Origin of the sequence: Nostoc sp. EspVER01 (genome assembly GCF_034530635.1) — a bacterium.
Classification (GTDB): Bacteria; Cyanobacteriota; Cyanobacteriia; order Cyanobacteriales; family Nostocaceae; genus Nostoc.
In genome coordinates, this window is the sequence record NZ_JAVRCS010000054.1 from 18,673 (window position 1) to 35,683 (window position 17,011).

Sequence of the window (17,011 nt, forward strand, 5' to 3'; positions counted from 1 at the left end):
CTACGGTGTACACACAAGTCTATATCTTTCTTTATTAATGAATCTCGCACTGTGTTTTGATCCCGCCTCGGAATGAATTCCGAGTCTCATAGCCCAAGTCCACTGAAAGTGGACTGAATTAATTATTTAGTCCACTTTCAGTGGAGTTTCGCTATCAGCCCTGAACTTCAGTTCTGGGCGGGATATGGGTGGGCGTGACAGTTTCACTGTAGAGGATTTTTCGACTTGTGTGTACACCGTAGTCCCGAAGAGCGGGGAGAGGGGATTAAGGGGAGCCAGTGCGGTCTTAGACGCCAAGGGCGATGGGGTCTCCCCAAGTGGAGTATCTGGCGTGTGGGGTGCAATGACTGTGATTAGAATAAATAATTATGCGGACATGATATTACTCTAGAATGAAATGTCTTTTAACCCTGATTTAGATCCCCAACTTCTTCAAAAAGTCAGAGATCGAGCAATACGGTTTAGCTAAAGGTAAAAGTCTTTGCCAATGACAAATGATATCATGTCCGGCAAATTACCCATAATAAAATAACCCCACCCCCAACCCCCTCCCCGCAGGCGGGGAGGAGACAAAGCACAGCTTTGGCGGGGTGGGGTTCTTCGGGTTTAATAAGCAATCAAGCGAACATGATATGACTAATGACGAATTTGTTTAATCGGAATTTCAATCCAAAATTCTGTACCTAACCCCGGCTGAGAATCACATTTCAACACACCACCATGTTTATCTACAATAATCTGGTAACTAATTGATAAACCCAAGCCAGTGCCTTTTCCCACTGGCTTAGTTGTGAAAAATGGATCGCAAATTCTTGCTCTGAAAGCTTCGGGTATTCCTGGCCCATTGTCTGCAATGCGAACTACTACGCTCTTGATATTGCCTTCAAGTTCTCCAAGAGCAGTACGGATAGTAATTTGACTGCTATGAGATTTTGATTGAGATTGTGTGTAATCTTCTAAAGCATCGATCGCATTGCTTAAAACATTCATAAATACCTGATTTAGCGGCCCAGCATAACACTCTACTAAAGGAAGGTTAGTATATTCTTTGACTAATTGAATCGCTGGACTTTCTGGTTTTGCTTTCAAGCGATGCTGCAAAATTAGCAAGGTGCTATCAATGCCCTCATGAATATCAACTGGTTTTTTTTCTGCTTCGTCAAGGCGAGAGAAATTCCGTAAACCTAAGACAATCTGCCGGATGCGATCGACCCCAATTTTCATGGAAGATAGAGTTTTGGGCAAATCCTCAATGATAAATTCTAAGTCGATATCAAGTGCGCGATCGCGAATCTCAGAGCTAGGGTTGGGAGCATTTTGCAAATAGAGGTCTAATATACCAAGTAAATCTTTAGTGTAATCGTTGACATGATTGATGTTGCCATAAATGAAGTTCACCGGGTTATTAATTTCGTGAGCTACACCAGCTACCAATTGACCTAATGAGGACATTTTCTCAGTTTGGATCAGTTGGGTTTGAGTTTGCTGTAAATCATGCAAAGCTTGAGCCAGCTTTTGAGTCTGCTCTTTGGTTTGATTATGTAATTGCGCTTGTTGGAGTGCAACCCCAAGCTGATTGGCAATTTGAGTAATAAACTTAATTTCCGAAGCTTCCCAATGGCGGGGTGCAGAATTCTGGTAAGCTGCTAATAAGCCCCATAGCTGTTGCCCGATAAATATAGGTGCGATCGCATAAGCTCTTGCTTGAATTTGCTCTAAAACTGCAACGTGGCATTGAGAGTGGCCAACTTCATAGATATCATCAACTGCAAAGGTTTCATTGTGACGATATCGCCCACCTTGGGTTTCCTGTAAATAGCTATCTTGCCAAACTGTATTAGTATTAGAATTTACTAACTTTATCCAACTATCACCCACAAACTCGGCGATATATTCACCACTCCAATCAGCCTCGAATCGGTAGACTGCAACTCGATCTGCTTGTAATGATTTACAAATTTCTTGAGTAGTTGTCTGAAAAATCGCATCTAGATCGAGAGATTCCCTAACTTTCGCCACAACTTCAAACAATACCCGTTGTTGTTCTGCTGCTTGTTGCAAATCTAATGTCTGCTGTTGTGTCTGAGTGAGTAAATCAGCTTGCTGAAGTGCTACGCCCATTTGAGCCGCAATCTGACTGAGAAAATTGACTTCAGAAGTTTTCCATTGCCGGGGGCCAGTGTGTTGATAAGTTGCCAGCAAACCCCAAAGTTTTTGCCCAACAAAAATCGGCGCAAGCACAAAAGCGTGAATTTGAAACTGCTCTAGATTGTCGATATGACACTGAGTAAACCCCATCTTGTAAATGTCATCGACTGCAAATGTTTCATTGTGGCGGTAACGTCCTCCTTCTGTATCTTGTAAATAGGTGTCATTCCAAATTGTATTAATACCCAGTTCCGACTCATTCGACCAGTATGGACTAGCAGCCTCGAAATCCCCGACAAATTCACCACCCCAACTAGAATCGAAACGATAAACAGAAACGCGATCGGCTTTGATTAATTGACAAACTTCTTTAGTTGTCGTCTGAAAAATCGTATTTGTGTCTAAAGATTCTCGAATCTCAGCAATAACTTTAAACACAGCTTGTTCTTGTTCAGCTGTGCGTTGTAACTCAGCGGTGCGTCTTCTAACTTGTTTTTCTAAATTTTCATTGAAGGTTTGCACTTGTTGGTATAATTCATACTGCTGGATTGCTGAAGCAAAATGTTTACCAAGATTTCTAGCCAGTTCAATCTCTTCAATTGTCCATTTTTGAGCTTGTGCTGTTTTAGATTCGCGCCAAACCTCAAAGGATCGTCGGGGGTACAGTTGTCTTTGATCGCTCTCATGCTGCCCCGCCCATAAAGTTTCTATGTCTACTTCATTGCGGAAAATACTTAAGTAGCCCAACAACTGCTGACGATACTGGAGTGGGATCATCAACACGCTGCGAATTTTAGTTGGTTGAAAAGCGACTTGTAAACTTCGCAAGCCAGGAGTGTTATATATATCTGAAATCGCCCAAACATCGTATTTACTAGACTTGTAGTATTCTTGCCAGACACTATACTGCTCGATCAGTGGATATATAGTTTGTTCTGGCATTACAGGTTGCTGTCCACAGATATAAAGCTTGATACAAGTATTTCCTGGTATTAAGCATTCTGTTAAGCTGGTGACGTTGCCATTGTGGAAATCAAGAGCTTCATTTCTAATGCAAAGCCTGCCACCAACACCGTCAAAGGCAGCAACAGCCGCTTCTAGGGCTGGCTGTAAGACAATTGTTGGTAGTGAATGTAGTAGGGTAGCAATGCGGTTAACGATCGCTTCTCGTTCGGCTGTTTTGCGAACTTGAGTGTGAAGGGTACTTTGAGCGATCGCTATTGACAGCTGCTCGACTACCATTTGTATTGCTTCTAGCTCATATTCTGAAATCAAACGCGCTTCAGAATTATGAGAAACTAGCAACCCCCAAAGTTGCTCTTGATAGAGAATAGGCGCTACTACAGAAGATTTTACCCCCATTGCCGTCAAATATTCAATATGGCATGGGTCTACAGGGCGGTAATGGATCTCCTCTGAGATAGTTTCTCCATTATCCAAGTCACACAGGTGAATTTGACCAATCTCTTTAGTCTCAACATTCACAACAGAACGCACCCGTGATTTGATAAATAGTTCACGGGCATCGGATGGGATGTCATCGTAGGGAAAATTTAACCCCAGTAGCGACGGCAAACAATTTTTATTAATCGATTCAGCTATCACTTGACCACTACCATCGGGATGAAATTTGTAAATCATCACTCGATCAGTTTTTAATAGCGATCGCACTTCTGCTGTTGTCACTGTGATAATTTCTTCTAACTCTAAGCTGCGTCGGATACGGTTTGTAATGCGGCGTAGTAAACTTTCTTCATCGCTACATAAGGGCAAATCTTGTTCAGGATTAGAGGTCATTGTTTATAGCAAAATAAATTAATAATTTGAAAACTGGCATAATTAAATCTAAAGACATTGTGAAATTTATTTCATCATTTTGTCTTCAGTAAAACTACGGTCAAATCATTAATAAAAATATTTTTTTGGCTTTTATTAAAATTCACCAAAATATCATAAAAACAGACGCTAAAAAGATTGCGTCTGTACTAGCTACAAGAGAAATTTCTTGCTTTTTAGTTTTAACTTTTTGTTGACAGACTAATGTTCAACAAAATTAAACTCGTGTGTTCTAAGCAAAGCGGATTTTTAGATAGTCATTTTCCATCTTTGCTCCGGCTGGTTGTAGTGCTGCTAAGGCTTGTGGCAAAACTAAGTTACGACGATGGTTGCCAATAGTAATGTTTAATTCGTCTCCAGTTTTACTGAGTTGAACTTGGTCTTTAGGAATACCCGGTAAGTAAAGTTCTAAGCTGTATTGGTTTTCCTCTTGCACTACTCTAAGAGTTGTTTCTTTGTAATAAACCTGAGTTGGATCTTCATCTTTATAAAGAGTTTCTTTCAGGCGTTCTAATGAAGCTAATCCACACATTTCCTCAGAAAATAGGGGAACTTCTTTCACAGGCAGAGGGTGAAAATCATCATGAATTTCTCGGCGATATTGCTCCTGGCTTTCCTTCCAACGTTGGAAAAATGGATCTTGGACTTCACTTGGAATAATCCGATTCGCCACGACTAAATCTGTTGCAACGTTATATAAACTCAGATAAGCATGGGCACGAAGTGACTCTTTAATCACCATTTTTTCGGGATTAGTGACAAGACGCACTGAGGTTTGAGTATTATCTGTTAATACTTTTTCCAGAGCTTCAATTTGTTCATAAAACTCATAAGGTGCATCCATTACTTCTTTATCAGGTAGCGAAAAACCAGCAATTGGTCTAAACAAAGGTTCAACTAGGGGTCGAAGTGCTACCGAGATGTTTTGAAATGGTTTGTAGAAACGGCGCATATACCAGCCACCGACTTCAGGTAAACTCAGCAAACGCAGTGCTGTGCCGGTGGGGGCTGAGTCGATAATTAAAACATCAAACTCACCTTCATCGTAATGGCGTTTCATCCTTACCAAACCAAAAATCTCATCCATCCCTGGTAAAATTGCCAATTCCTCCGCTTGTACGCCATCTAAACCCCTTGCCTGTAAAACTTGGGTAATATAACGTTTCACAGCACCCCAGTTTCCCTCCAGTTCTTGCAGCGCATCCAGTTCAGCACCCCACAGATTTGGACGGATTTTTTGGGGTGCGTGTCCCAGTTCCATATCAAAACTGTCTGCAAGGGAGTGGGCGGGATCTGTACTTAAAACCAACGTCTGATAGCCTAGTTCCGCACAACGCAGCCCAGTTGCAGCAGCGACGGAAGTTTTGCCCACGCCGCCTTTACCAGTCATTAAAATTACACGCATAGATGCTTTTATCCTGCCTGAGATTTTTTTACATTTATTTACATTATCGACTGTTTAAGGAAAATAAATGTTGTTTCAACACGTCTAGGCATTATTATGAGTGTTTACCCTAACTCATCCGTTGGGTTTTGCTGCAATAACTGATCGAGCTTAGTTTCCAGTGCTGAGAGTTTTTTAAGAATTGTGGGGCGATCGCCATCAATAGAAATTAGTAGATTGGTTATTCTCTCTTGTATATTCGTTAATTGTGCTACTGCATTCTGGATTTGAAGCATTCCTTCTCGGAGTTCTTGGCGTTCTTGTCGTGCTTCCGCCATTTCATCTAACATAGCTTGGACTGTTTTAGCATTACTCTCAATTAGATGTTTGAGTTCTTTATCAGTCATTGCGATCGCGCTTTGAAGTTGAGTTTATTATTAACTCTAAAGTATTGAGGGATTTTGTTTCAATCCCCGGTAGGGCTACCGTGTATACACAAGTCTTGTCGCAGCCATATCTTTATTAATAAATCTCGCACTGCGTTCCCATCCCGCCTCGGAATAAATTCCGAGTCTCATAGCCCAAGTCCACTTAAGTGGACTAAATTGATTATTCAGTCCACTGAAGTGGACTTCAGCTATTAGCCCTGAACTTTAGTTCTGGGCGGAATATCGGTAAGTATGACAGCTTAACTCTGACATCTGACAAAAATGTGGATAAAAGAGTTGAAACGTATGTGGAAAGCACTTGTGTGTACACCATAGGCTCTTCGGGAGGGGAGACGAAGCGTAGCTTTGGTGGGGTGGGGTTCTTCGGGTTTAGTAAGTAATCAAGCGAACATGATATTACTCTTTGTAGTGCTAACTTTGGGTAATTTTTAGCACTACAAAAAGTGAAGTGTTCTTGTTGCACTTGAGATAACCGACTGCTGCGGTTATCAAGCCCTCATCCCACTCCACAAGATTGGATAATTTATTTGTTGGAAATTCTTAATTCACTGTCCCAAGTACATTTTGCTGTAGAGGAACGCCACTAAAGGCAATTTCCTCAACATTCAAGACATTCAAGGTAAATTGATCCCGCTTAATGGTGTAATTGTTGGGGCTGCCTGTACCCGTAATAATATAATCACTTTTGAAATTAGACAGAATTAGCTTATCCGATCCCGATCCACCATCGAGCGTGGCATTACCGTAACCAACATCAAATATATCGTTGCCACCTCCACCCTTAATCAAGACATCGGCAATAGCACCCTCTTGGTCTAAAACAGTATTACCGTTAGCATCAATTCGACGGGCTTTGAATTCATCTTTACCGTTTCCGCCATCAATCGTGCCGCCTTGAATACCAACGCTGGCGCCATAGCCAGTAAGGATATCATCTCCTGCCCCTTGATAAATAATGCCATCAGTATTAAGAATACCTGTGCCTTGACTAATGCCACTGCCAATGAGGGTATCGTTGCCATCGCCTAAATTGATTGTGCCACTGTTAACAATGCCTATACTTACACCAGGTGCAAGCTCCACTGGCCCTTGCCCAAAAGGGTCATCAGCGTAGAACCCTGCACCGCCTGTGCCTGTGCCAGAGAGATAGTCGTTTCCCTGCCCAACAGCGATCGTGCTACCCTTGCTGTTGGAGATGCCTATACCCCTACCCGCATAGTACGATCTAAAAGGTTCTTCGCTTGCATCACTCCCCTTGCCGATACCAACAATAGAATCGTTTCCTTTCTCTCCATTAATGTTGCTACCACCACTGTTGAAGATACCTGTACCTTCTCCTCCAGTACTACTAGTTCCACCAGTTCCAGTTCCCTTAATGGAATCGTTCCCTTCTCGTCCATTAATGTTGCTGCCCTCAGTGTTAGAGATTCCTATAGCATTCCCCTCAAATACTCCACTTCCAGTTCCCTCGATAGAGTCATCCCCAAATCCTCCATCAATGCGGCTATCCTGAGTGTTTTGGAGGCCTATTCCACCATTTCCGTCACCTCCCGTTCCGGTTCCCTTGATCAAATCTTTTCCGTCTTCTCCATTAATGTAACCACCCTGAGTGTTAGAGATTCCTGTACCAGGTTGAAAGTTTCTATACCCGGAACCACCACTGCCTGTGCCAGAGATCGTATCGTCTCCACTCCCTGCATTGATGATGCCACTGTTAGCAATGCCTGTGCCTGTGCCACCAGCGTCAGTGTCGTCGCCGCCAGTGCCACTACCCTCGATAGTATCGTTACCTGCTTGAGTATCGATGACTCCGTTTTTTAGAACCTCAATTCCAATTGCTGGGATTGCGTTATCCTCTTGTCCCACCACTAGATCGGAACCAGAAGTGCCTAAGAATGGGGGTAAAGAAACAATTAGTCTGGACATAATATAATTTTCCGCGATTGTGTGCGATCAAGTTTTAAACCCTGAAAGTCTTACTCTTTGAAGAAGAATTTTCTAAGTCAGAATTTCAGCAGTTTGAAAAGTTTTCGTATCTAATCAAAAATTCGGGGTAAGCAATTATTCATTATTCTGCTGTCCACGATTTTCCCATTGGGATTAAGAGAATATTTCTGGCGAATAATAATCAGCAGTAGTTTCTAAACAACGGTTAGGCAATGCTAGATCAAGTAAACGATAATTCATATTCATCAAGCTAGTACCTGTTTACTTTACGCTGGACGCACAAGTTTTATGCAGAGCCAGCCAATTTTTTATAAAAGTTCATAAAAAAATCCTGCCTGATAATTTCACAACATCGTGCATATTGATTTATCAGTTCCGGCTCACACCATAAATAAATTATGATCAGTTACAAGATTTAGATAAAGCACAGAGTGAGTATAGATTAGCCGCGCAGGGAAATTTATCAATTGCATATAGTGTCACCCAGCAAAGTTGTACCACCTTCACAACAAACCAGTCGAAGCAGGGAAAATTTGCAATATCTTGGGAAAAACTTTCATATACTCATCAATAACCAGAACTATTGCCAAAAAAATCTTGTCCAAGAATAAGTTATACTGCAAAGGTTTTAGAGATGATGAGCAACACCAATATAATCAACATAGTATATGTATGTTTATTCCTCTTTCTGATGATTGCCTTGTTTCAAATGCTAGCAAGGCAGATTCAGACAAATTCTTTCCCCGTAGCTGAACAGCAGGTAATCAGAGTTTTATTTATTGGCAACAGCTATACATATTTCAACGATCTTCCTTGGTTAACACAACAGTTGGCTGCTTCAGCAAAAGAACCTAAAAAGTTAGAAACTGAAATGGTTGTGATTGGTGGAGCTACACTTCAAAACCACTGGAAACGTGGTAAAGCACTCAGACTTTTGAAAGCAAAACGATGGGATTACGTAGTACTGCAAGAGCAAAGTACTTTACCAATTACTAATCCCAAGGAAATGTACAAGTACGCTACTCTGTTTGATGCTGAGATTAAGCGAGTTAATTCCCAAACAGTGTTTTACTTGACTTGGGCAAAGCAAAATCAACCAGAAACGCAACAGATATTGACTGATGCTTACATGAACATTGCTCAAGAACTGAAAGCTAAAGTTGCACCTGTGGGAATAGCTTGGCAAAAAGTTCAAGAAGCAAATCCGAAATTAAACCTTTACAGTTCCGATAAAAGCCACCCTAGTCCGATTGGATCGTATGTCGCAGCGTGTGTATTCTATACAACATTTTACGAGAATAGTCCCGTAGGCTTGAGTCGTCGTATATATAGTTGCGATTCTAGTAACCCACAAGAAAACAATAGAATTGAGTTGGAAAGTTTAAGTAAAACAGATGCCCAAATCATTAAAAATTTGGTTGATAGCATCGTCATAAAAATATCAAGATAACCTTTTATATATATTTAATTAGCGAATTTATAAAAAAGAAAATATGCACTTAATTGCAAAGTTTTTTATCTACTAGCCTAAGAGATTGCTCGAATTGCTGTATTCAGTGCTTTTTCTACAACTGCGGCTTTACATAACTTTATGAAGGTAGTACGATTTAGGGTAATTACCACGTTAGTTTTTTGGGGTAGGTGGGTAGTATAAATTACCTAAAAACTAATTTGGTATATAGCGATGTTCAAGACTCAATTATCAGAATCCCGTGCTTGGGGGGAACTTAAGACCTCAAAGTTGATGGATTGCCATGTTGGGGCGATCGCAGCTTTAATTTTAATTAGCTTACTGAGTTCATTGAGTGGAACACCATTTGACCATAACATCTCTAACGCCTGGGAAGCCTTTGTCTGGGGATTGGCAGATCCAGTAATTAGTTTAAATTGTTTAGTTGGTATTGTTGCAATTGGCTTACTCTCATCTGTGTTTGTTCGTGGTGCTGCGATCGCTGGATGTTTTGTCTTGGCAACAGTTTTGGGCATTGTAATTCATATATTTCAGCTAAATTTACCAGGCACAGAAATAGCGATCGCCATTTCTACCATTGTTTTTGGTACTATGCTGATGATGCCAAATCAACTAAACTTTCTGGTGCTTGCTCTGATGGGCATCAGTGCTGGTTTATTTCAGGGTTACGCTAATGCTGAATCTATTGTTAGTGCAGGAACGATATCAGTAGTTGCCTATATACTAGGTATTACCTTAACTCTATTTGCCGTTGCCATGAGTTCTAGAGAAATTGGTGTTGGGATGGGTATGGGAGAAATAAACCGAATTTTACCCTGGAAAATCAGCCTTGCTGGTTTTGCTTTGTGTGCGATCGGCATCGTATTTTTGAGCAATTCGCTTATTTAAATCAGATATTTCAATACAGTGGAATACATTCATTCGTGGGGGCGTACACATAGCTGTGCGCCCCCACTGTGTTTTCAGACTGGATAAACAAGCAATAGACCTCTTGCAAAAGTTCTTTTTGCAAGAGGTGGGAAAAGGGTGCATGTTAAAGGGGAAAGGGAAAATAACAAACCTTTCCCCCTTTTCCGGACAAATGCCAAGAAGTCTATTCTAGTGAATAAGTTGATGCACCTCTGCGCTAATCTAGAGGCTAGATATAAATATAAGGTTATGACACCTGAAGAAATTGCGGGTACGCTCACAGAGTTATTTGACACATCGGCTGTTGCTACGACTGCTCCCGGATCGTGGCAAGTAGACACTTCTACTTTTCGGCTGTTGGTGCTGCTTTCCGAAGATAATACTTGGCTGCGAGTTTTACTGCCTATTCTGCCCATCCAAGAAGCCCAACCCTTTTTAGAACAGTTTCTAGAAGCCAACTTTGATGATACTCAAGAAGTACGTTACGCTTTGTATGAAGGGGTAATTTGGGGAGTATTTCAACATCACAGTGATACTTTAGTGAGTGCAGATTTGTCCAATGCAATCAACCGACTTGTATCTCTACATCAGGCTAGATTAGATAATGTCTTTAATCAACTAGTTGAAAGCCGCATCCGGCAAATTATTCAGGCAGCAAAACAGCAAGGACAATCTCTGCAAGCTACCATGCAAAGCTTAGAACGTTTTTACGCTGAAGGAATGATGGGCGAAATAAATCAAACTTCACAAGGGCGAGAAGAAGTCCTAACTGCTTGGCGGCGTCAGTTAGAACGTTTATGGAATGAGGGTTAATTTCTATTTTTAAGTTTTGATATTAAACCAATTTACAGATATATTTATTTATCATGGATATCATTAAAATACTCAAAGAAGACTATCAAAGATTCCCAATTAATCAAACTTACAGCATTTATGCCCCAGAAGTTTATTTTCAAGACCCGCTGAATAAATTTCGTGGTGTTAAACGTTACAAAGAAATGATTAATTTTATCCAAACTTGGTTTTTAAATCCCAAGATGGACTTACATAATATTCAACGTTTAGGAGACACAATAAAAGCTGAGTGGACACTCAGTTGGAATACTCCTCTTCCCTGGAAGCCACGGATCTCTATTCCTGGTTGGAGTGAATTAGGTCTTAACTCTGATGGTTTGATTATTTCCCATATCGATTATTGGAACTGTTCACGCTTAGATGTGGTGAAGCAGCATTTTTTCTCTTGAAAAAGTGGATAATTAAAATAATATAATTACCGTCAAAATCTTCATGGTTTGTAGTGAGGACTTTAGTCCTCTCTGACGAGATACTACGCAAACAAAATCAGGACTTAAGTCTTCCTATCACACTATGATGTAACAACGAAAGCCATTAATTATTATGATGGGTACAAAAAATCCTGAAATATCTGCTGAATTAACTATATACTACAGAATTTGTATAAGATACTTTCCCTATTTAGAAAGGGTTAATCACTACCCAATTTCTTGATAAAATCCTCATGTTCAGCAGACTACAAACCTGCTTGTAAAACCTTCAACACACCCTGCATATTACCTGCTAATAATTCTGTCGCCGCTAACCACAACCCTGAAAATACCCGACTTCGCAAAATGCCTTCATTGTCAGGTATTAATTCCACATATTCACCCTGTTCCAGAGAAAACCAAGTCAATTTTTGGTCTAAAACTTGCCAAACAATATATTCTTTGACACCGTTGCGACGATAAGCCTGTTTTTTGCCATGAAGATCGATAGCCGCACTACTAGCAGCAATTTCCACAACTAACTCTGGCGCACCTTCAATATAATCATCTTCACTCAGCCGCGTTTGACCACCTGCTTCCGGTTCAATCAACAGAACAGCATCGGGTTGAGGTTCGTTATCTAAGTCTAAGCGGACGGTAGGTTCAACTCCCAACGCTACACCAGGAGTTGCAGCTTCGTAAGTACCAAGGCATGTCAAAATCCAACCATGCGGTTGACCGTGACTTCGGAAACGCAGAGCAGCTGGCATAAGATAGACAATCCCTTCGATTAATTCAGCTTTTTTCAGGTTAGGGGTGGCATTGTAGCGACGCTCAAATTCGTAGCGGGTGAGTTTGTCGCCATTTTCCAAAGGAGGAATTGTCCAAATCTGGGAGGGTGTTTTCACCATATTTCACCATAATTGTTGTGAAAATGAGCTTGTGTACATCTTAGCGAATTAGGTAAAAACGCTGCCGACTAGGGAATGAAGGACTTCTGACCTCTCTCCTAAAAGGAGAGAGGCTTTGAATTTTACTCTCCAAGGCTAGTAGGGAAGGGGCTGTTTTTGTTAGGTCTAATTTAGTGAAACATTAAGATTTTTTTACAAAACCAACAGAAATGTTGTTGAAATTGATAGCTGTATCCCAAGCAGTAAAAAGGTTCCAGCCATATAGCCTCACCTAAAACCCGCAACAAACCTTATTTTTTTTCAGCCAGCAGGTTTGAGAAAATCAGAAACGATTTAATAATCAAGCACTTATAAGTAAATGGGCTGAATTAAAGATAATACCTCTCTCCAAACCTCTCCCCTTCTCTAGCAACGACACGCTGGGCGATGCCTACGGAGGTAAACTACGCACCGAAGGGGTTGGTGGTAAGCTCTATCTTATATTTTTTACGCCCACTTACTTAGTTATTTGAGTTTAAAAGGGAGACACAAACATGAAATTGGCTTACTGGATGTATGCTGGCCCAGCCCACATCGGCACTCTGCGAATCGCTAGTTCTTTTAAAAATGTTCATGCGATCATGCACGCCCCCATTGGCGATGACTACTTTAACGTCATGCGCTCTATGCTATCGCGGGAGAGGGATTTTACTCCGGTGACAACCAGTGTCGTCGATCGCAACGTTTTGGCACGCGGCTCCCAAGAAAAGGTAGTAGATAACATCGTCCGCAAGGATGCCGAAGAACACCCAGATTTGATTGTGTTAACTCCCACCTGCACCTCCAGCATTTTGCAAGAGGATTTGCACAATTTTGTCGAACGGGCGCAGTTGGAAGCGAAAGGAGATGTAATGCTGGCGGATGTGAACCATTACCGCTACAACGAACTACAAGCCGCCGATCGCACTTTGGATCAAATCGTCCAATACTACATTGAAAAAGCTCGGAAGCGCGGCGAATTGGCTGAGGGGAAAACAGCAAAACCCTCGGTTAACATTATCGGTACTACCACCCTCGGTTTCCACAATAATCACGACTGCACCGAACTCAAACGGCTGATGGCTGACTTGGGAATTGAGGTAAATACCTTAATTCCTGAAGGTGCTTCGGTAAATGACTTGAAAAAGATGTCCCAAGCCTGGTTTAACTTGGTGCCTTACCGCGAACTCGGTTTGACTACAGCTCGTTACCTGGAAGAACAATTTGGCACACCTTATATAGACATTACTCCAATGGGTGTAGTGGAAACTGCCCGTTGTATTCGCAAGATTCAGCAGGTAATTAACGCTCAAGGTGCAGAAGTTGACTACGAAAACTTCATCAATGAGCAAACCTTGCATGTATCTCAGGCTGCTTGGTTCTCCCGTTCCATTGACTGTCAAAACTTGACTGGCAAAAAAGCTGTAGTTTTTGGCGACAACACGCACGCCGCCGCTATTACCAAGATTCTGGCGCGAGAAATGGGGATTCATGTTGTTTGGGCTGGTACTTATTGTAAATATGATGCCGATTGGTTCCGCGAACAAGTTAGCGAGTATTGCGATGAAGTGCTAATTTCTGAAGATCATGGGGAAATTGGGGATGCGATCGCTCGTGTCGAACCCTCTGCCATTTTCGGCACGCAAATGGAACGCCACGTTGGTAAACGCTTAGATATTCCCTGTGGCGTAATTGCTGCACCAATCCACGTCCAAAACTTCCCCATTGGTTACAAACCATTTATGGGTTATGAAGGGACGAATCAGATTACAGATTTGATCTACAATTCCTTCACTTTGGGAATGGAAGATCACCTGTTAGAAATCTTCGGTGGTCATGATACCAAAGAAGTTATTACTAGAGGAATTTCTGCTGATTCTGATTTGAATTGGACAAAAGATGGTCAAGCAGAATTGAATAAGATTCCGGGATTTGTTCGCGGCAAAGTGAAGCGTAATACTGAAAAATTTGCGCGCGATCGCGGTTTCAAAGAAATCAATGCTGAGGTGTTGTACGCCGCGAAGGAAGCTGTTGGAGCGTAGGTTAACGGGTTAGAGATTTTTAATAATAAAGGGCATATCTTAAGGAATGCCTTTTATTATTACTTATTCTGACTTCAGCATACGAATAAAGCCAGCTTGTTCATGGTAGGATTCAGTTGCAATAAATAAATTAGCCCACCCAGATGTATCTATAAAGACTTTATTCGTCAATTATTAACTCCTGCTGCAAAGTTTGCTGGAGATATTGATCGTGGTTTTCTCCTACATCAGATTTATCAAATTTCAATGTACCTAGTAAAGGTAAAATTGGATCGAATTCGGAGATACTTTCCTGTTTAAATGATTGAGATAACGTCAATCGTTTCGCTGATGTTCCAGCGAAACGATTAAATTTAATAATGTTAGTTCGGTTTTGTAACAAGACTGAAAAGCTTCTTGCTTTTCAGTCCGTGAGAATTTGTTGCACAGTTGGGTTAACTAAAGCTTAATTTAGTTTTTGTTTTTGGACTCTTTCCCATTCCTCTTGAATACTTTGTAATACCTTCAAAGTACGATTTAAACGGGCTTTCTTTAACTCAGGAGTCTCTTTTTGGAATAAACTCGGAGAATTTATTACTTTATGTAGTTCAGATTGGGTAGAATGCAAGCGATCGCTCAAACAGCGTTCAAAGATTTCACCATTACCACTACTCACAATTTCTACTAATTGGCGATATATATACTCTTTAGAACTGATTTGACCATTGAGGGCGGTATTAACAATTTCCTCGATTAACTTGTGGTAGGAGTCAGATAAGAAATTAGATGCTGTAGCTGGCGTAGGTTCTGCTGCTAGATTATTTGTTTCAGAAGTAGAGGGATCGGATATTTCTTCTTTAGTTGGCGTTACTAAAGTTTCCTCAGAAGTAGGGGATTCTTCTTTAGTGGGTGTTGGTAAAGTTTTCCGAGAATTTGTAGGTGAAGAATTTGCTTTAGAATTAGATAAGTAATAATCTGCTAAAGAGCCGCAGAGAAACTCTTCACGAAAGCGGTTTATTTTGGCACGTGACTGGATTTTTTGGTAACGACGTTTCTGATACCATAAACCAGAAATGAGTAAGCCTGCGATCGCTCCTATGCCAACCCCTGCCATAGCAACCTTGGCATCTTCTAAAGCTTGATTTTGTTGCCCAGATTCAACAGTTGGAGTGGAAGATGCATTTTGAGCCATAGCATAGTCACTCGCTGAATTTAGTTGCACACTAGTGGCGATCGCCGCAGCCGACAGTACTAATCTAAATATTAACTTTGATTTCCACATAATTTTACAGGTTAAAAATATGTTGTCTATTTCTGGAGACTAACCGCCTCCCCAAGGAGTGAATAGTTAAGAATCAAACTAACTAGATATCTCTTTTACCAAGGAAGTTCCACTCCCCTCATATAAAAAATAAACTTTGTCAACAGTAGTTTCGAGAATATTTTCTTATTTTTTAACATTATTTGTCCGTCTAGGAATCTTGACAAAGCCATATATCAATACCATTTATCAAAGTATATGTATTAGGTATTTCTTAAAATGGTTATGATTTATAGCGATCGCATAATTAAACAGTATTGAGTTCAGTAAACAATAGTCGAGGATGTGCGATCGCTGCTAGGCTCTACACTGGTATCGCATATTGCTGGGCATGAAGTCTTATAATTACATTAAATTGTAGGTGCTACAGCAGAATTTGGCATAAATAGCACTAAGGCAATTTCCGTTAATAAATCTACCGTCGCCGTTGGTTTCGACTCCGCTCAACCAACTAAAGGATCGAGAGTTGAGCGAAGTCGAAACTCGTCAACCTGGGTATATTCTTTGTGAGAAATCACTTAGTACCTCATTGATAGTGTAGTATTAGCGATCGTCATAGCCTATTGTAGACATCGCCTCTTGGATTTGGAAGGTATGAGCCAATAAAATGTAAACTTTCAGAGACTTGCACCAAGTTTCTAACTACCTTGCTCTTTAATATCTCTGTGTGTAGTTCTATTTATAGAATAGGTGCTTCCCCGAAAGCTCAACTTATGAGTTGCTTGTGGTGTAATGATTCCAGTCGATTGGGCATTAATATCGGCGCTAACAAAATAAGTACATCCTCGAAAGCTCAACTTATGGGTTACTGATGGTGTGATTTCCCCATCTAATTTGCCATTGAGGTCATGACGATAGGAAGCTCCACGGTAGATTAAGTGATAATCTGGTTCCGATTTGGGAACTGGCTGTTGTGTATATTGTGTTTCCCTGCTGACTACTTTGCTTGTATAATACTCGTAGCTTGTACTGATAAGAATAAGAGTTAATAGTAGAAGTAAAATCTGCCAAGGAGCTAACATTAAACCCACAATCAGGCTGATAGCTGCAAATACAGTCACTAAATGTGAGATTTCATTATTTCTATTTTTGAATAAAAAATAGCCAGTGATGAAACAAACACACGGAAAAATGAAAAAGTACAAAGCCATATTTCCTACATTCGCAACTAAAAGCAAAGGGTTTATAAAGCAGATTGAACTTATTTTAAAAGTTGTTGTTTATTTTACCTCCAATCAGCTTGAGAAGTTACCGTGCTACTGGGGTAAAAGTTTTACGTAAGGATTCAGGTCTAATATTGAGGAAGTAAAGAAGGGCAAGGCAGAGAATTA

General features: G+C 40.8%; 13 protein-coding genes. 5 read left to right on the forward strand and 8 right to left on the reverse strand.

The window, feature by feature from the left end; genetic code table 11:
* Nucleotides 1-636: 636 nt before the first annotated feature.
* From RMX69_RS27355 to RMX69_RS27370, 4 genes are all read right to left on the reverse strand, one after another.
* Nucleotides 637-3,945 carry a GAF domain-containing protein gene (locus tag RMX69_RS27355; RefSeq protein ID WP_289795489.1) on the reverse strand — a complete coding sequence of 1,103 codons (3,309 nt, stop codon included), beginning with the start codon at nucleotides 3,943-3,945 and terminating at the stop codon, nucleotides 637-639.
* Nucleotides 3,946-4,216: 271 nt separating this feature from the next.
* Nucleotides 4,217-5,389: a TRC40/GET3/ArsA family transport-energizing ATPase gene (locus RMX69_RS27360; RefSeq protein WP_322639291.1), complete on the reverse strand. Its 1,173-nt coding sequence runs from the start codon at nucleotides 5,387-5,389 to the stop codon at nucleotides 4,217-4,219.
* Nucleotides 5,390-5,493: 104 nt separating this feature from the next.
* The gene (locus tag RMX69_RS27365) at nucleotides 5,494-5,775 is read right to left on the reverse strand and encodes a hypothetical protein (protein WP_094350381.1); all 282 of its coding nucleotides are present in this window, start codon (nucleotides 5,773-5,775) and stop codon (nucleotides 5,494-5,496) included.
* Nucleotides 5,776-6,357: 582 nt separating this feature from the next.
* Nucleotides 6,358-7,743, reverse strand: coding sequence for a hypothetical protein (locus RMX69_RS27370; RefSeq protein ID WP_322639292.1), 1,386 nt, complete (start codon nucleotides 7,741-7,743; stop codon nucleotides 6,358-6,360).
* Between the two features lie 655 nt (nucleotides 7,744-8,398).
* Here RMX69_RS27370 and RMX69_RS27375 point away from each other — a divergent pair.
* The 4 genes from RMX69_RS27375 to RMX69_RS27390 all read left to right on the forward strand — a co-directional run bounded on the left by RMX69_RS27375 (nucleotide 8,399) and on the right by RMX69_RS27390 (nucleotide 11,388).
* Nucleotides 8,399-9,214, forward strand: coding sequence for an SGNH/GDSL hydrolase family protein (locus RMX69_RS27375; RefSeq protein WP_322639293.1), 816 nt, complete (start codon nucleotides 8,399-8,401; stop codon nucleotides 9,212-9,214).
* 234 nt (nucleotides 9,215-9,448) lie between these two features.
* Entirely contained in the window at nucleotides 9,449-10,123 is a 675-nt protein-coding gene (locus RMX69_RS27380; RefSeq protein ID WP_322639294.1) for a HupE/UreJ family protein, read from the forward strand.
* Nucleotides 10,124-10,393: 270 nt separating this feature from the next.
* Nucleotides 10,394-10,957 carry a hypothetical protein gene (locus RMX69_RS27385; protein ID WP_289795494.1) on the forward strand — a complete coding sequence of 188 codons (564 nt, stop codon included), beginning with the start codon at nucleotides 10,394-10,396 and terminating at the stop codon, nucleotides 10,955-10,957.
* A gap of 53 nt (nucleotides 10,958-11,010) precedes the next feature.
* On the forward strand, nucleotides 11,011-11,388 hold the full coding sequence (locus RMX69_RS27390; RefSeq protein WP_322639295.1) for a DUF2358 domain-containing protein: 378 nt from the start codon (nucleotides 11,011-11,013) through the stop codon (nucleotides 11,386-11,388).
* A 287-nt stretch (nucleotides 11,389-11,675) separates the two neighbouring features.
* Here the strand turns inward: RMX69_RS27390 and RMX69_RS27395 are convergent, their stop codons facing one another.
* A complete protein-coding gene (locus RMX69_RS27395) occupies nucleotides 11,676-12,320 on the reverse strand; it encodes a Uma2 family endonuclease (RefSeq protein WP_322639296.1) in 645 nt (214 codons plus the stop codon).
* A 533-nt stretch (nucleotides 12,321-12,853) separates the two neighbouring features.
* Here RMX69_RS27395 and bchB point away from each other — a divergent pair.
* Complete coding sequence (gene bchB, locus RMX69_RS27400; protein ID WP_179073504.1) at nucleotides 12,854-14,380, forward strand: ferredoxin:protochlorophyllide reductase (ATP-dependent) subunit B; 1,527 nt, start codon at nucleotides 12,854-12,856, stop codon at nucleotides 14,378-14,380.
* A gap of 160 nt (nucleotides 14,381-14,540) precedes the next feature.
* On the opposite strand, the gene RMX69_RS27405 is transcribed toward bchB, so the two are convergent.
* From RMX69_RS27405 to RMX69_RS27415, 3 genes are all read right to left on the reverse strand, one after another.
* Nucleotides 14,541-14,699: a hypothetical protein gene (locus RMX69_RS27405; RefSeq protein ID WP_289795503.1), complete on the reverse strand. Its 159-nt coding sequence runs from the start codon at nucleotides 14,697-14,699 to the stop codon at nucleotides 14,541-14,543.
* Nucleotides 14,700-14,825: 126 nt separating this feature from the next.
* Nucleotides 14,826-15,641 (reverse strand): hypothetical protein, encoded by an 816-nt coding sequence (locus RMX69_RS27410; RefSeq protein WP_322639297.1) that lies wholly within the window; start codon nucleotides 15,639-15,641, stop codon nucleotides 14,826-14,828.
* Between the two features lie 677 nt (nucleotides 15,642-16,318).
* On the reverse strand, nucleotides 16,319-16,741 hold the full coding sequence (locus RMX69_RS27415) for a hypothetical protein (RefSeq protein ID WP_289795505.1): 423 nt from the start codon (nucleotides 16,739-16,741) through the stop codon (nucleotides 16,319-16,321).
* Nucleotides 16,742-17,011: the final 270 nt, after the last annotated feature.

Bases quoted from the DNA above. Each gene is read 5' to 3' on its own strand.
- RMX69_RS27360 (WP_322639291.1), bottom strand. From the start codon at position 5,389: ATGCGTGTAATTTTAATGACTGGTAAAGGCGGCGTGGGCAAAACTTCC.
- RMX69_RS27385 (WP_289795494.1), top strand. From the start codon at position 10,394: ATGACACCTGAAGAAATTGCGGGTACGCTCACAGAGTTATTTGACACA.
- RMX69_RS27375 (WP_322639293.1), top strand. From the start codon at position 8,399: ATGATGAGCAACACCAATATAATCAACATAGTATATGTATGTTTATTC.
- RMX69_RS27390 (WP_322639295.1), top strand. From the start codon at position 11,011: ATGGATATCATTAAAATACTCAAAGAAGACTATCAAAGATTCCCAATT.
- RMX69_RS27370 (WP_322639292.1), bottom strand. From the start codon at position 7,743: ATGTCCAGACTAATTGTTTCTTTACCCCCATTCTTAGGCACTTCTGGT.
- bchB (WP_179073504.1), top strand. From the start codon at position 12,854: ATGAAATTGGCTTACTGGATGTATGCTGGCCCAGCCCACATCGGCACT.
- RMX69_RS27355 (WP_289795489.1), bottom strand. From the start codon at position 3,945: ATGACCTCTAATCCTGAACAAGATTTGCCCTTATGTAGCGATGAAGAA.
- RMX69_RS27365 (WP_094350381.1), bottom strand. From the start codon at position 5,775: ATGACTGATAAAGAACTCAAACATCTAATTGAGAGTAATGCTAAAACA.
- RMX69_RS27410 (WP_322639297.1), bottom strand. From the start codon at position 15,641: ATGTGGAAATCAAAGTTAATATTTAGATTAGTACTGTCGGCTGCGGCG.
- RMX69_RS27380 (WP_322639294.1), top strand. From the start codon at position 9,449: ATGTTCAAGACTCAATTATCAGAATCCCGTGCTTGGGGGGAACTTAAG.
- RMX69_RS27395 (WP_322639296.1), bottom strand. From the start codon at position 12,320: ATGGTGAAAACACCCTCCCAGATTTGGACAATTCCTCCTTTGGAAAAT.